This window comes from Geobacter pickeringii, assembly GCF_000817955.1.
GTDB classification, from domain to species: Bacteria; Desulfobacterota; Desulfuromonadia; order Geobacterales; family Geobacteraceae; genus Geobacter; species Geobacter pickeringii.
The window spans coordinates 1,564,617-1,579,407 of sequence record NZ_CP009788.1 but is presented as its reverse complement, the minus strand read 5'-3'; the positions used below and the strand labels follow the sequence as shown (position 1 = coordinate 1,579,407).

The following is a 14,791-nucleotide window of genomic DNA, read 5'->3' as shown; positions in this document are numbered from 1 at the left end:
CCCCTCCCGGACACTCGATGAAACACATTATCCTCACAAACGGTACGTGAGTACTCTAATGCCAACGACGCATCTCTGCAAGATGACCACATTGACTTTTTTGCGGACAAAAAAAGAGGGGAAAGCCGGAACTCTCCCCTTTTTTTAATCTATGTCGTCTCAGGCCTAGCCGAGGAACAGATTGTAATTCCTTGCCCTGTTCGCCAGAATAGTGGGATCAATAACTTCTCCGCAGCAAGTGCACTTCCATGCGTCGAAGGATCTCACAAAATCATAAAACTTCTCGGCAAACATTCTACCCCTGCATTTCGGACATTTCATATGGCATCCTCCCATCCGTGTAGTTTACTAAAGTGAGTGCTCAGGATGATTTCACCATATGTGCCAAACTCTGAAAATAATCATGTACCGGAACTAACCATTACCCCCTTACAGCAAAAAACTTTTTAATTTACACATGTTACAGGGAATCAAAAGTAGCCCCGTAATTTCTCCAGTGTTGCAGGACCAATTCCGGGTACCTGCTCAAGCTCCTGCCAGGCATGAAAACCGCCATTCTGTTGACGGTACTCCACAATCCGCTTGGCAAGAGTCGGACCGATACCGGGAAGCAGCTCCCACTCAGATTCGGTCATCGTGGTCGGGTCAAGGGGAATTCCGAGAACCATTCGTTCTCCCACTGAGATGCTTTTCAGTGTTATTTCAACAGGTTCCCCCTTTTCATTCTTTATTGCGACCAGATCACCATTTTTCAGACGTTGGTGAAGCACGGGCTTCCCTTGCAGTTCCGTTGGGACCCTACCGACCGCCATAATAATGACGGTCTCGGACGAAACGCCTGGCGAGAGATGATAAATGCCACTCGCTCCCGGGATTCCCTCCAGCTTCACACACACCTTGCGGGAGTGGTCGCCGAAATGGAACGAGGCCACGGAGAGCACCCTTGAAGAAGGTTGTCCGTGGCCTCGAAATACAAAGGGAAGAGCGATCAGGGCGGCCAGCAAGAACAGTGCAAGCCGCCGACCCCGCTCGATCACTTTTTGACGTTCTCCGTTTCCTCGCTTTTGTGAAGCTTGTACTCGATGCTATCGATAAGCGCCTGATAAGAAGCGTCGACGATATTTTCAGAGACACCGACGGTCCCCCACCGACTCTCCTTGTCCCCCGACTCGATAAGGACTCGGATCGACGATGCGGTCCCCTGACCGGCGGGAAGAACCCGCACTTTGTAATCGAGGAGTTTCACTTCCTTGAGCTTCGGATAGAATTTCTCGAGGGCCTTGCGCAGAGCATTGTCGAGTGCATTGACCGGCCCATTCCCCTCCGCGGCGGTATGCTCGATCTTGCCGCCCACCTTTACCATGACCGTCGCTTCGGAAAGGGGCTTCTGGTCCTCGTGACGCTTCTCGTCGATACAACGGAAGCCGATGATTGAAAAGAATTTCCGATGGGTACCAAGGGCGCGCTTCATGAGGAGCTCGAAGGAGGCCTCCGCTCCTTCGAACTGGTAACCGCGGTTTTCCATCTCCTTGATGTTGTCGAGGATCTCGAGGGTTACCGGATCCTTGCTGTCCATGTTGATCTGGAACTCTTCGGCCTTGGCAAGAATATTGGAACGGCCGGACAGGTCGGAGATCAGCACTCTCGTCATGTTGCCGACGAGCTCGGGACGCAGATGCTCGTACGTCTCGGGATGACGCTGGATCGCACTCACGTGCACTCCCCCCTTGTGGGCAAAAGCGGAGTTCCCGACGTAGGGCTGGTGCTTGTTGGGAGAGATGTTCGCGAGTTCGTAGACGAACCGTGAGAGAGCGCGGAGTTTCTTGAGTTGCTCGTCGCTAACGCACTCTTTCTGCATCTTCAGTCTGAGAGCCGGAATTATGGAGCAGAGATTGGCATTGCCACAACGCTCACCGAAACCGTTGATGGTTCCCTGAATCTGCACGATCCCCTGGTCGACTGCATGGAGCGAATTGGCGACGGCGCAGTCGGAATCGTTGTGGGTATGGATCCCCAGCGGCGTCGAAATATGCTTGCGAACTTCCTTGATGATATCGACAAGCTCAAACGGCATGGTCCCGCCGTTGGTATCGCACAGAACGATACAATCCGCCTTGGCGTCCTGTGCCGCCTTGAGGGTCTTGATGGCATATTCGGGATTGGCCTTGTAGCCGTCGAAGAAATGCTCGGCGTCGTAGAATACTTCGGGAACCCGGGACTTGAGAAACTCCAGAGAATCGAAGATCAGCTCCACGTTCTCTTCGAGTGATATCCGCAGGGCCTCGCGGACATGGAAATCCCATGTCTTGCCGAAGATGGTGCAGACGTCCGGCTCGGCCTGGACGAGCGTTTTCAGATTGTGGTCCTTGTCAGGCGTAATCTTCGCCCGGCGAGTGGAACCAAACGCAGCAATTTTTGCCTGCGAAAGCTTTTCCTTCTTAATGTCTTTGAAGAAAGCCACATCCTTGGGGTTGCTTCCGGGCCACCCCCCCTCGATGTAGTGAATGCCGAGCTCGTCGAGCCTGTGGGCAATACGAAGTTTATCTTCAACGAGAAACGAGATGTCCTCCGCCTGTGTGCCGTCGCGGAGCGTGGTGTCATACAGTTTCACGAGACTCATTGGTCCACCCTTGCATGTATGAGATTAGATACGCGAATAGCGTTTAGCATCGCGATGGGCCACCGGACACTAGACGCTATCCGCAAAACGTTTCTTTGCCGTGGCAGTTACTTGCCGGAGAGTCCGAAGGCGTCGTGAAGGACCCGGACCGCCAGCTCCGTGTATTTGGCATCCACGATGACAGACACCTTGATCTCGGAAGTGGAGATCATCTGAATATTGATCCCCTCCCTGGCGAGAGTCTGGAACATCTTGGTCGCCACACCGGCGTGACTGCGCATCCCCACGCCGACGACGGAGATTTTGGAAATATTCTCGTCTTCGGCGACTTCCTTCGCACTGATCTCCGTCGCCACTTCCTTGGTGATGGCGAGCGCCTTCTTGAAATCCGCCTTCGTGACCGTGAAGGTGAAGTCGGTCATCCCTCCTTCACTCGCGTTCTGGACGATCATGTCAACCGAAATATTGGCATCGGAAAGAGGCGACAGGATCTTGGCGGCGATTCCCGGCTTGTCCGGAACCCCCATGACAGCGATCTTCGCCTCATTCTTGTCGTAGGCAATCCCTGAAACGAGAACAGCTTCCATATCCTTATCCTCCTTGGTAACCATTGTTCCTGGATTATCATTAAAACTGGAACGCACGTGCACGTCCACATTATATTTTTTGGCAAATTCGACGGAACGGATCTGGAGCACCTTGGCGCCAAGGCTCGCCAATTCGAGCATCTCGTCGTAAGAGACTTTCTCGATCTTCCGGGCATCCTGGCAGATGTTCGGATCGGTGGTATAGACACCGTCGACATCGGTGAAGATTTCGCAGACATCGGCCTTCATGGCGGCAGCCAGAGCCACCGCAGAGGTGTCCGATCCGCCGCGGCCCAGCGTGGTGACGTTACCGTCGCGGTCAATGCCCTGGAAGCCGGCAACGACGACAATCGTTCCGTCCTTCAGGTCGGCACGGATCTTCGTGTCGGGAATCTCTTCGATGCGGGCCTTGCTGAAGGCGCTGTCGGTGATCACCGGGACCTGCCACCCATGGTACGATTTCGCCTTGTACCCCATCGACTTGAGGCACATGGCCAGGAGAGCAATGGAGACCTGCTCACCCGAGGCGACCAGGACATCGTATTCGCGGTTATCCGGGAATTCACAGATATCGTTGGCCAGGGCAACAAGCTTGTTGGTTTCACCGGACATCGCGGAGACGACGACCACCATGTCGTTGCCGGCATCGTATGTTTTGGCGACCCGCTTCGCAACGTTGCGGATACGTTCAACCGACCCCATCGAGGTGCCGCCATATTTTTGGACCACCAGAGCCATCTACAGTTCCTCCTTTGCCATGTTCAGTGCGGACAGGCATCTACCCGTATACAGCCCGGCGCATCGTCCCTTAATATCAGGAATCAATACGCCGGTCAAAACATTTTTTTAATAATGCCTCATAGTTCGGGCCGTGGGGAACGAACTCGAGCCTGCGGGTAGCTTCATCCACGTAAGAAAGGGCGACATCCAACCGTTCCCCGGGAAGCTCTTCGCCAAGGCGCTCGGCCCACTCGACAAGACAGGCGCCTCTCCCGTGGAAGTATTCGTCAAAACCGAGTTCTACCGCATCACTCCCCCCACCGAGGCGATAGAGGTCGAAATGATACAGAGGAATTCTCCCCGGGTACTCGTTCAACAAGGTAAAGGTGGGGCTGGTGACGGGAACGGTCGCCTCGACGCCAAGCCCCGACGCCACCCCCCGGGCAAAATGGGTCTTGCCGCTGCCGAGCTCTCCCGAAAGGGAAACGAAGCTTCCAACGGTCAGCACCCCCCCGAGACATTCGCCGAGGCGGACCGTCTCATCGACACTGCGCGAAATAATGGTAATCACGAACCTTACTTCACCATGGTCTTGATGAGATCGATGCGCGACACGATGCCGACGAGTTTCGTCCCCTCGACCACCGGCAGGGTGTGAACCTTCTTGGTGCTCATGATGTCGGCGACGTCCGAAACCGACGTCTCGGGCGTTACCGTTTCGGCCGTACCGGTGTAGATGTCCGCCACCGTCTGGCCGGTCATCTTCAGCAGCTCCTTCTCGAATTTCTTCTCGCTCTCGACGTAGAAAACCCAGTCGAACAGGGAAACAACCGTCGGAATATGAAGATTGCGATCCTGCTCGATCAGGTCGGACTCGGTAACGATTCCGACCAGGTTCCCCGCTCCGTCCACCACCGGCACGCTGCCGATGCGGCGGGTGGTGAAGATCTCCGCCAATTCCCTGATGCCGGTTTCCAGCCTCACGGTGACGACCTCCGTCGTCATTATGTCCCGAACCTTCAGCATGGTCATTCTCCCGTCTGCATTATGAGGTTGTTGAATGCCCAGGGGAGATGCTCCTGCACATCGACTGCCGACATGCCGATCTCCCCCTTCTCCGCGGCAACGATATCGGCCGCATGTCCGTGTATGAATACTCCCAGGCAACAGGCGTCGAACGCCTCGTACCCTTGCCCCAGGAGCGCCGAAAGGACGCCGGTCAGGACATCCCCCATCCCCCCCGATGCCATTCCCGGGTTGCCACTGCCGTTGATCGCAATCCTGCCGTCGGGGGCGGCCACTACCGTCCGCGCTCCCTTGAGGAGAAGGTAAACGCCGTATCGCGCGGCAAATTCCCGGGCCACACCCAGGCGGTTCGCTTCCACCTCAACCGTGGATAGTCCCGCCAGCCGGGCCATCTCCCCCGGGTGCGGCGTGAGCACGACGACCGGTGATCGCTTGCCCTTCAGCACATCAATCTGCTCCGAAAGGGCATTCAGGCCGTCGGCATCGACCACGAGGGGGGCCTCAATCTCGGAGACGAGCTGCCGGACCAGGCAGGCGGTCTCCGGGGCCCACGAGAGTCCGGGGCCGATGGCTACGGAGCCCTTCCCCGCCGCAGCCTGCATCACCAGAGGGAGAACCGTTTCATCGAGCAGTCCTCGTCCCCCGTCGTCGAGGGGAAACGTCATCGCCTCGGTGGTCTTGATTTCCAGGACCGTATTCAGCGCCGCGGGTGCCGCCAGCGTCACGAGTCCCGCACCGCTTCGCACCGCGCTGTTCGCCGCCATGGCCGCTGCACCGCTCTTCCCCGTGGAGCCGGCGATGATGAGACAGTGTCCGAAACTCCCCTTGTGGGCATTGCGCTCACGCCGATGGACAAGCAGTCGTGCCGCCCGACGGTCGACGTACTCGATCCCCGGCGCCCCTTCGGCCAGCTCTCCGGGAATCCCGATATCGACGACCCTGAGGATGCCGCAATGATCGACCCCCGGGAAAAGGACGTGGCCGCGCTTTGCCAAGGCGAACGTCACGGTAAGAGCGGCCTTCACCGCCACCCCGAGCACCGTGCCCGTCGCCGCATCGATGCCCGAGGGGATATCGACCGCCACCACCGGTTTCCCGCACCCGTTCATCAGGGAAATGGCTTCGGCGTAGACACCCTGCACCTCGCTGCGCAATCCCGTCCCCAACAGGGCGTCGACGACGACGGTCGCCTGTTCCAGGTCGGTGTGCCAGGGAGCGAGCCCCGAAGGAGCGGGAGAGAAAACAACCGCAGCGGGAGCGAGTCGATCCAGATTTGCCCGAGCGTCACCGGTAATCTCGTCCCGCTCGGCCAGGACGATCGTCTTGACCAGCCACCCCTCCTCCCGCAGAAGGCGCGCGATCACATAGCCGTCTCCTCCGTTGTTCCCCTTCCCCGCCACCACGAGGATCTTCCCCGGCCCCTGCAGGCCGAAGGTCGCCTTGATGGCATCGGCACACCCCCGGCCGGCGTTTTCCATCAGGACGAGCCCCGGCACCCCGTATTCCCGAATGGTACGCCGGTCCATCTCCTGCATGACTTCGCCGGTAACCACCTTCATGAGCGCTCCAGGACCACCATCGCCACGGCAAAGTTGCCGTCGTGCGAAAGGGCGACGAACGTCTTTGCCAGTTCGAGATCCGTGAAAATTGCGAGCGCCCTGCCGTGGAGCCGCAGTTCGGGCTTGCCGAGGCGGTCGCTCACCACCTCCACATCGTGCCAGGTCATCCCTTCCCGCAAACCGAGGCCGCAGGCCTTGAGGAACGCCTCCTTGGCCGCAAACCGGAGCGCATAGTGCTGGGCACTCCGCGCCTTGCCGGCGCAGTATTCGCGTTCGTGCTCCGTGAAGAGCCGCCCGAAGAGCCGCTCGTTCCCCTCTCCGAGCAGACGCTCGAAGCGGGTGATGTCAACGATGTCCACCCCCGTACCGAAGATCACGTTGCGCCTACGCGTACTTCACGAGATCGACCATGTCCCGCACCGCGCGGTCGAGTCCGGCAAAAACCGCGCGGGAGATGATCGAATGGCCGATATTGAACTCCTCGATGCCGCCCAGGGCCGCAACCTTCCGAATGTTGCTGTAGTTGAGGCCATGGCCGGCGTTGATCCCCAGGCCGAGCTTGGTGCCGAGCTTGATGGCGTTCTCGATCCGCTCCAGTTCGGCACGCTCGCTCTTCCAGTCCCGCGCCTCGGCAAAGGTGCCGGTATGGATTTCGATATAGTCGGCGCCGATCTTGCTGGCGGCCTTCACCTGATCGGGATCGGGATCGATGAAGAGGCTAACGACGATGCCGCCATCCTGCAGCCTGCCGACGGCTTCCGCGAGCCCTGACATGTTCAGCCGGACGTCGAGCCCCCCTTCGGTGGTCAGCTCCTGTCTCTTCTCCGGGACGAGGGTGCACATGTCGGGTTTGAGCGTCAGGGCGATCCCCACCATCTCCTCGGTAGCCGCCATCTCCAGGTTGAGCCTGGTCTTCACGGTCTGGCGCAACAGCTTCAGGTCCCGGTCCTGGATATGCCGCCGGTCTTCGCGCAGGTGGACGGTTATGCCGTCGGCACCGGCCATCTCAGCCAGTGCGGCCGCAGCGACGGGATCGGGCTCGGCTCCTCCCCGCGCCTGACGGATCGTTGCCACGTGATCGATGTTCACCCCAAGCTTTGCCACTTACTTTCCTCCGATCTTCTGCTCCACCAGATCGGCGATCTCCTTCGCCCAGCCGGTGATATGATACTTGTCCTGCCCCTCGAGCATGATCCGCAGGAGCGGTTCGGTCCCCGAATAGCGGATGAGGATCCTCCCCTCATCCCCGAGTTTCCCCTCAATGTCCCCGATGAGGGAGGCGACCTCCGGGATCGTCCTGATGTCCTTCTTCTCCGCAACCCGGACATTCACCAGGACCTGCGGCAGCGGGATCATGACCTCGGCCAGCTCCGAAAGGGTCCTTCCGGTCCGGCGCATGATGGCGAGGACCTGGAGTGCCGAGAGCATGCCGTCGCCGGTGGTGTTGTGATCGAGGAAGATCATGTGGCCGGACTGCTCTCCCCCGAGATTATACCCCTCCTTCAGCATCTCCTCCACCACATAGCGGTCGCCGACGGCCGTTTTGACCACCTTCCCCCCGCCCCGCTTCACGGCGATGTCGAGTCCCATGTTGCTCATGACCGTCGCCACGAGGGTATTCTTGTGCAGTGTCTTATTCTTCAGCATATCGGTGGCACAGATGGCCATGATGTGGTCGCCATCCACCTCGTTGCCGAACTCATCAACGAAGATCACCCGGTCGGCATCACCGTCGAGGGCGATCCCCAGATCGGCCCGGTGCCCCTTCACCGCTTCGCTGATGACCTCGGGATGGAGCGAGCCGCAGCCGGCATTGATATTGGAGCCGTTGGGCTTCACGCCGTAGGGGATCACCTCCGCGCCAAGCTCTTCCAGAACCGCCGGCGCAACCTTGTACGCCGCGCCGTTGGCGCAATCGAGGACGATCTTCATGCCGGTGAGGTCGAGTTCCTTCGGGAAGGTGTTCTTCAGGAAAACGACATAGCGACCCACGGCGTCATCGATCCGGTACGCCTTTCCGACCTCGGTCGCGATGGGACGCAGCGAATCGATCTTTTTGGAAAAGATGAGATCCTCGATCTTCAGCTCGATCTCGTCGGGAAGCTTGAAGCCGTCGCGGGAGAAGAACTTGATCCCATTGTCCTGGAACGGATTGTGGGAAGCGGAGATCACAACCCCTGCGTCGGCCCGCATGGACGAGGTAATGTTGGCGATGCCGGGGGTCGGAAGGGGGCCCACCAGCAACACATCGACCCCCATGGAGCAGATTCCGGCAACCAGCGCATTTTCAAGCATATAGCCCGAAAGACGGGTATCCTTTCCGATCACGATGCGATGCCGCCGGTTGCCGTTCTTGAAGAGATAGGCGGCGGCCCGGCCGATCTGCATGGCCATCTCGGTAGTCATCGGGTAAACGTTGGCGACGCCGCGGACACCATCGGTGCCGAAGAGCTTTTTCATAGATACTCCTGCGTGATATTCATCAGGGATTTTTTTCGGCGGGACTCCGGACGAGCAACACTTCGACCGAAGCGGGGTAAACGCGGGTCACCCGCACCTCGCGCGGGAGAGGAAGCGACCGGTCGAAGCCAGCGAAAAGCACACGCCCCTCTTTGAGCCCCCCCATGTCGAGCGGCATGATAATCTTTTCACCCCGGAGCTTCAACAAAAGAATTTTCGGACCCGAGAGGGTCACCTGGAGACCGTCGTGCTCCATCCGGGCAACGGCAAGACCGGCAGGAAGAGCCCGGGCTGACAGAGGAACGGTGAGCGTCATTTCAGCCGTGCGGTTTCCCGCCACGGAGATCCAGAGCGTACCGGCAAGGACGAGAGAGAGGAGCTTGATCTCGGCGTGTCGTGTCAGATCGGCCCACTTCATGTCAGCCACCGCCGCTCGAGAAGTCGTCTCAGGAGTTTGCGCAGCGCCCCGGCGTCCGCCACGGGAGTCAGTTTCCCCCCCGACGAGACCGACATCATTCCGGTTTCTTCGGAGACTACCAGCGCCACCGCATCGGTCAGCTCGGTCAGGCCAAGTGCCGCCCGGTGGCGAGTCCCCAGGGACTTGCTGATGTTCGGGTTCTGCGAAAGGGGGAGGAAGCAGCCAGCCCTGGTCAGCTTCCCCTTGCGTACGATCACCGCTCCGTCGTGAATCGGCGAATAGGGAAGAAAGATGGAGGTGAGGATCTCGCTCGTAATCTTGGCGTCGATCTCGGTACCGGTCTGAACGTAGGGCATGAGCCCCATTTCCCGTTCCACGATGACCAGGGCGCCGTGGCGACGGGAGGAGAGGTCGGTCATGGCGCCCACCAGTTCGTCAAGGACCTCCGAGGCCTCATCCTGGTCGACTCCCCGTGCTGGCCGCGACCGCCCCAGCGTCACGAGAGAGCGGCGGATATCGCTCTGGAACACGAGGACCAGGATGAGGACGAGCGAACCGAAAAACGAATCGAGCAGCCACTGAAAGGTCTCAAGACCGGCAAGGCGGGAAAACGACAGGAGAAGAGCGAGGGACGCCAGGACGAAAAGCAGGCGGACCGCCACTCCGCCCTTGAGGAGCAGAATGAGCCGATAGATGATGAACGCGACAACGGCGATGTCGACGAGGTCACGCCATTCGAATAATTGAAGGGAATCGGGCATCATTGCCACCGGACAGGAAGAATCATACCCCCGCTTCCCGTCCGGCGAACCGGCAGGAACGGTCAGTCGGCGGGATACGCAATGGCATGGGCCATGTCCGCAACGTCACGCATCGCCTTGACGTCGTGGACCCGGAAGATGGAAGCTCCCCGCGCGACACCGAGGGCTACGGTAGCCGCAGTGCCGAAGAGCCGCTCATCCACCTCTCGACCGAGGACCTTGCCAATGAAGGTCTTGCGTGAGGTGCCGAGAAGAACGGGGCGCCCCAGGCCCGCAAACTCGGACAGCCGCCGCAGAATCTCGAGATTGCCTGCAACGCTCTTCCCGAAGCCGATGCCCGGATCGATCACCACCCGCTCGTCGGGGATGCCGGCTGCCCGGGCGCGGTGGAGGGATTGGCCCAGAAAGGAAACCACATCGGCCATGATGTCGTCGTAACCCGTGCTGAGCTGCATGGAGTCAGGCGTCCCCCGCGTATGCATCACAACGAGGCCGGCACCGCTCTCGGCGACGGCGGCCGACATGGCGTCATCGAACGTGAGCCCACTGATGTCGTTTGCGATCTCCGCGCCGGCGTTCATGGTGGCACGGACAACGGCGGCCTTGTACGTGTCAACGGAAATGGGGATCGAGAGCCGGCCCGCCAATGCTTCGACGACCGGCACGACCCTCCGCAGCTCCTCATCGACATCCACTGGCGGAGAAAATGGTCGGGTGCTTTCACCGCCGATGTCGATGATGTCGGCCCCTTCAGCCTCCATCTCCAGGGCCCTGTCCACGGCCCGAAAACGATCGAAGTATGTATTTCCGTCCGAAAACGAATCGGGAGTTACATTGAGAATCCCCATGATGCAGGGGCGACGCGACAAGTCCAATGAACGCCGGCCGAAGGCCCAGAGAGTCGCGGAGGGGGATTCCTGCTCAAGGAGCCTCATCGCCCGATCGGCAAGGGGAGCCAGACCGGGTTGATTGAATTGCTGCGGTGAAAAAATGCTTCGGAGAATCTGCAGGGAAGCCGCAACGGCAAGGCGATGGCCACCACCGGAAACGGAATGGACCGTGTCGACCGCACCACCGTGGAGTGCAGCCAGGGCAGAGATGGTGCGGGCCTCGTCAGCCCCGAGCCCTTCCAGGAGGAGAACCCGGGCCGAACCGTTCGCCGCGAGCGAACGCGCCGCCTCTTCCCCTACCCCCGCAGTTACGAGGCAGCGCACCGCCTCGCCGGGTGAGGCGGCGGCAGCAAGGACTCTGACCGAAGGGATCATGGAGCCTCGGGAGCCGCCTCAGGTGCGCCCTTCGCGCGGCCGGCACTGATGATCCTGTCGACCTCGTCGCCGCTCAGGTTTTCCTTCTCGATGAGTTGGAGGGAAATATCGTGCAGAAGGTCGACATTGTCCCTAAGCAGGGTCTTCACCCGGCTGTAGCTTTCCTCCACGATCCGCCGGATCTCGACGTCGATCTCCACGGCGGTCGCCTCGCTGAAGTTCTTGTGCATCGACATGTCGCGGCCAAGGAAGATCGATTCTTCCTTCTTCCCGAAGGTGACCGGCCCCATCTTCTCGCTCATCCCCCACTCGCAGACCATCTTCCGGGCGATTTCGGTGGCGCGCTCGATATCGTTCCCCGCGCCGGTGGTGAGGCTCGCGAAGATGAGTTCCTCGGCGGCCCGTCCCCCCATGAGAACGGCAATCCGGTTGAGGAGCGACTCTTTCGAGTAGCTGTGCTTGTCCTCGATGGGGAGCTGCATGGTGACCCCCAGGGCGCGTCCGCGGGGGATGATGGAGACCTTGTGAACCGGATCGGTGCCGGGGATGAGCTTAGCGACGAGGGTATGGCCGGCCTCGTGGTAGGCGGTGTTCTTCTTCTCCTCTTCGGAGATTACCATGCTGCGCCGCTCGACCCCCATCAGAACCTTGTCCTTGGCGTCGTCGATGTCCTGCATGTCGACCACGCTCTTATCCTTGCGGGCGGCAAGCAGCGCAGCCTCGTTCACCACGTTGGCGAGATCGGCACCGGAGAAACCGGGAGTCCCCCGGGCAATCACGGCGAGATCGACGTTGGGTCCCAGCGGGGTTTTCTTGGTGTGGACCTTGAGAATCATCTCCCGCCCCTTCACGTCGGGCTGCGGCACCACCACCTGCCGGTCGAAGCGCCCCGGGCGCAGCAGCGCCGGATCGAGAACGTCGGGGCGGTTGGTGGCGGCAATGAGGATGACCCCCTCGTTGGACTCGAAACCATCCATCTCCACCAGGAGCTGGTTCAGGGTCTGTTCCCGCTCGTCATGCCCCCCCCCCAGGCCGGCACCGCGATGACGACCGACGGCATCGATCTCGTCAATGAAGATGATGCACGGCGCATGCTTCTTACCCTGCACGAAGAGGTCGCGGACCCGAGAAGCGCCGACGCCGACGAACATCTCCACGAAGTCGGAGCCGGAGATCGAGAAAAACGGCACCCCGGCCTCACCCGCCACCGCGCGGGCCAGAAGCGTCTTGCCGGTTCCCGGAGGGCCTACCAGCAGGACCCCCTTGGGGATGCGGCCGCCGAGCTTGGTAAATTTCTTCGGATCCTTGAGAAACTGGATGATCTCCTCCAGCTCTTCCTTCGCCTCGTCAACACCGGCGACGTCTTCGAAGGTGATCCGCCCCTGGGCCTCGGTGAGGAGCTTTGCTCGGCTCTTGCCGAAAGCCATCGCCTTGCCGCCCCCCCCCTGCATCTGCCGCATGAAGAAGATCCAGACCCCCACGAGGAAAAGCAGCGGGAACCAGGAGATGAAGATGGAGAACCAGGAGACCTTTTCCTCTTCCGGCTTGGCGGTTACGGTGACCTTTTTCTCCAGGAGCTTGTCGGAGAGCATGGCATCCATCGGCCGGTAGCTGCGGAACTCCTTCCCGTCCGAGAATTTGCCGATGATGTCGTTCCCCTGAATGACGACCGAATTCACCTTCCCCGCATCGACCGAGGCGATGAAATCGCTGTAGCTCAAGCGTTCGGCAGTGGTGCGCGGCTTGTTGAAGAGGTTGAAGAGAAGAATCATCATCAAGCTGATCACCAGCCAGAGCGCAAGGTTTTTGTAGAACTGGTTCAAGGTTACCCCCGAGGAATGGATGGAGCGAACGCTCCGGTGGCGGCCACCGAAACGGGCACCCTCAGCGCGAAGTGTCTGATTAATTGAAAAAAGCTATCATAACCAACATCGGTTGACAAGTGATTTCAGGTCACTTCAGGGGCCTGTAGCGGACCTCCGCGCGGGCGACGAGGACGGTATCGGCGGTGACCCGCCCCCCTTCGGCCACCCGGTATCCACAGACCCAGATCAGTTCGCCGCCACTGAAAACCAGGGGGATATTCCGCCGCAACTCCCGCGGGACCTTCTCGTCGATGAAGATGTCCTTGACTTTCCTGCTGCCACCCATCCCGAGGGGACGAATCCGGTCACCCGGTTGCCCTCCCCGCACCAGCCAGGGGAAGGGAGTCCGCGCCAGGTCGAAACACCCCGCGTGCGGCGGCAGATCGACGCCTTCAGGGGGTCCCCCCACCTCCACGACCAACTCCCCCCCCCCCGGCAGGGGGAAGGTGCCGGGGCCATCGACGAAGAGTTCCCCTTCAAACTCCTCCTTCACCGCCGCCGGCCCGACGACGAGCGTCCCGTATGCCCTCGTTACGTTCACCCCCTCCGGCAGCGTACAGGAAAGATTGGGCCGTGGGGAACGGACGAGGTCGTCGATCTGCCTGACATGGCTGAAGGCGAGGCGGGCAAGATCCCCTTTCACCAGCTCCACACACCGGCGATAGAGCCGATAGCGGATCCCCCGCGGCTCCCGAAGCAGCGCCGCCACGTCAAGTTCGACTCCCGCATCACCTCTGCCGTGACAAATTCGCTCAAAGGCTGATGCCACGGCCCGCTCCAGCACCTCCTCGTCGGCAGCGAGCAGCTCGGCCGTCACCGCCAGCCGGCGGGAGATCTCCGGATTGTACCCGGCAAGGGCCGGGAGGAGCTCATGGCGGAGCCGGTTGCGCAGAAACGCGATATCGGCATTGGACGAATCGACCCGGAAGGAAAGGTGCCGCTCGCGGAGATAGCGCTCGATCTCGTGACGGGTGAGTGCCAGCAGCGGCCGGACATAGCGCCCCGCCGTACGCGGTGCCATGGCGGAAAGCCCCGTCGTCCCCGCCCCCCGCAGCAGCCGCAGCAGCAAGGTTTCGGCCTGATCGTCGGCATGGTGGGCCAGCACCACGGACGACGCCCCGCAACGTCCGGCGAGCCGGTCGAAAAAAGCGTAGCGGCAACGGCGGCCGGCGTCTTCCAGCGAGAGGCACTCCCTCCGGCTGAAATCGCGCACATCGACCGTCTCGCCGTGGAACGGCAGGCCATAGGATGCCGCCAGACTGGCGACAAACCGCTCGTCTTCATCCGATTCGGCTCCGCGCAGACAATGGTTCACATGGGCCACGACCAGTTGCAGCTCCAGCGAGGAGAGGGATGCGAGGATATCGAGGAGGGCTACCGAGTCAGGGCCGCCGGACACGGCGACGACCACCGTGTCTCCGGGAGAAAAGAGCGAATGCTCCGTGGCAAAGGCGAGGATTTTCGATGAGATCGTTTTCACCGGCGGGCTCCAGGGAGAACTAAAGCTTGC

At 60.5% G+C, this 14,791-nt stretch carries 14 protein-coding genes; all 14 read right to left on the bottom strand.

Going from position 1 to position 14,791, the window contains the following annotated elements; translation table 11 throughout:
• Positions 1–470 precede the first annotated feature (470 nt).
• The gene (locus GPICK_RS07090) at positions 471–1,037 is read right to left on the bottom strand and encodes a ComEA family DNA-binding protein (RefSeq protein ID WP_039741713.1); all 567 of its coding nucleotides are present in this window, start codon (positions 1,035–1,037) and stop codon (positions 471–473) included.
• Positions 1,034–2,620: a citramalate synthase gene (gene cimA / locus GPICK_RS07085; RefSeq protein WP_039741711.1), complete on the bottom strand. Its 1,587-nt coding sequence runs from the start codon at positions 2,618–2,620 to the stop codon at positions 1,034–1,036. The genes GPICK_RS07090 and cimA overlap by 4 nt, the downstream gene beginning before the upstream one ends.
• Positions 2,621–2,727: 107 nt before the next feature.
• On the bottom strand, positions 2,728–3,945 hold the full coding sequence (locus GPICK_RS07080) for an aspartate kinase (protein ID WP_039741709.1): 1,218 nt from the start codon (positions 3,943–3,945) through the stop codon (positions 2,728–2,730).
• 76 nt (positions 3,946–4,021) lie between these two features.
• Positions 4,022–4,498: a tRNA (adenosine(37)-N6)-threonylcarbamoyltransferase complex ATPase subunit type 1 TsaE gene (gene tsaE, locus GPICK_RS07075; RefSeq protein WP_039741707.1), complete on the bottom strand. Its 477-nt coding sequence runs from the start codon at positions 4,496–4,498 to the stop codon at positions 4,022–4,024.
• 5 nt (positions 4,499–4,503) lie between these two features.
• Positions 4,504–4,953, bottom strand: coding sequence for a CBS domain-containing protein (locus tag GPICK_RS07070; RefSeq protein ID WP_039741705.1), 450 nt, complete (start codon positions 4,951–4,953; stop codon positions 4,504–4,506).
• Positions 4,954–4,955: 2 nt separating this feature from the next.
• Positions 4,956–6,512 carry a bifunctional ADP-dependent NAD(P)H-hydrate dehydratase/NAD(P)H-hydrate epimerase gene (locus GPICK_RS07065; RefSeq protein WP_039741704.1) on the bottom strand — a complete coding sequence of 519 codons (1,557 nt, stop codon included), beginning with the start codon at positions 6,510–6,512 and terminating at the stop codon, positions 4,956–4,958.
• Positions 6,509–6,889, bottom strand: a complete 381-nt coding sequence (locus GPICK_RS07060; RefSeq protein WP_039741701.1) for a holo-[acyl-carrier-protein] synthase — start codon at positions 6,887–6,889, stop codon at positions 6,509–6,511. The genes GPICK_RS07065 and GPICK_RS07060 overlap by 4 nt, the downstream gene beginning before the upstream one ends.
• A 7-nt stretch (positions 6,890–6,896) precedes the next feature.
• Positions 6,897–7,616, bottom strand: a complete 720-nt coding sequence (locus tag GPICK_RS07055; RefSeq protein WP_039741697.1) for a pyridoxine 5'-phosphate synthase — start codon at positions 7,614–7,616, stop codon at positions 6,897–6,899.
• The gene (gene glmM / locus GPICK_RS07050) at positions 7,617–8,972 is read right to left on the bottom strand and encodes a phosphoglucosamine mutase (protein WP_039741694.1); all 1,356 of its coding nucleotides are present in this window, start codon (positions 8,970–8,972) and stop codon (positions 7,617–7,619) included.
• 22 nt (positions 8,973–8,994) lie between these two features.
• Entirely contained in the window at positions 8,995–9,390 is a 396-nt protein-coding gene (locus GPICK_RS07045) for a YbbR-like domain-containing protein (protein ID WP_039741691.1), read from the bottom strand.
• The gene (cdaA, locus tag GPICK_RS07040) at positions 9,387–10,151 is read right to left on the bottom strand and encodes a diadenylate cyclase CdaA (RefSeq protein WP_039741689.1); all 765 of its coding nucleotides are present in this window, start codon (positions 10,149–10,151) and stop codon (positions 9,387–9,389) included. Before cdaA ends, GPICK_RS07045 begins: the two co-directional genes overlap by 4 nt.
• 62 nt (positions 10,152–10,213) lie before the next feature.
• A complete protein-coding gene (gene folP / locus GPICK_RS07035) occupies positions 10,214–11,416 on the bottom strand; it encodes a dihydropteroate synthase (RefSeq protein ID WP_330217063.1) in 1,203 nt (400 codons plus the stop codon).
• Positions 11,413–13,239, bottom strand: coding sequence for an ATP-dependent zinc metalloprotease FtsH (gene ftsH / locus GPICK_RS07030; protein WP_039741686.1), 1,827 nt, complete (start codon positions 13,237–13,239; stop codon positions 11,413–11,415). Before ftsH ends, folP begins: the two co-directional genes overlap by 4 nt.
• Positions 13,240–13,369: 130 nt before the next feature.
• Positions 13,370–14,761, bottom strand: coding sequence for a tRNA lysidine(34) synthetase TilS (tilS, locus tag GPICK_RS07025; protein WP_039741683.1), 1,392 nt, complete (start codon positions 14,759–14,761; stop codon positions 13,370–13,372).
• Positions 14,762–14,791: the final 30 nt, after the last annotated feature.

Coding starts and splice junctions, on each gene's coding strand:
- cimA (WP_039741711.1), bottom strand. CDS start 2,620: ATGAGTCTCGTGAAACTGTATGACACCACGCTCCGCGACGGCACACAG.
- GPICK_RS07080 (WP_039741709.1), bottom strand. CDS start 3,945: ATGGCTCTGGTGGTCCAAAAATATGGCGGCACCTCGATGGGGTCGGTT.
- GPICK_RS07070 (WP_039741705.1), bottom strand. CDS start 4,953: ATGCTGAAGGTTCGGGACATAATGACGACGGAGGTCGTCACCGTGAGG.
- GPICK_RS07065 (WP_039741704.1), bottom strand. CDS start 6,512: ATGAAGGTGGTTACCGGCGAAGTCATGCAGGAGATGGACCGGCGTACC.
- glmM (WP_039741694.1), bottom strand. CDS start 8,972: ATGAAAAAGCTCTTCGGCACCGATGGTGTCCGCGGCGTCGCCAACGTT.
- GPICK_RS07045 (WP_039741691.1), bottom strand. CDS start 9,390: ATGAAGTGGGCCGATCTGACACGACACGCCGAGATCAAGCTCCTCTCT.
- cdaA (WP_039741689.1), bottom strand. CDS start 10,151: ATGCCCGATTCCCTTCAATTATTCGAATGGCGTGACCTCGTCGACATC.
- folP (WP_330217063.1), bottom strand. CDS start 11,416: ATGATCCCTTCGGTCAGAGTCCTTGCTGCCGCCGCCTCACCCGGCGAG.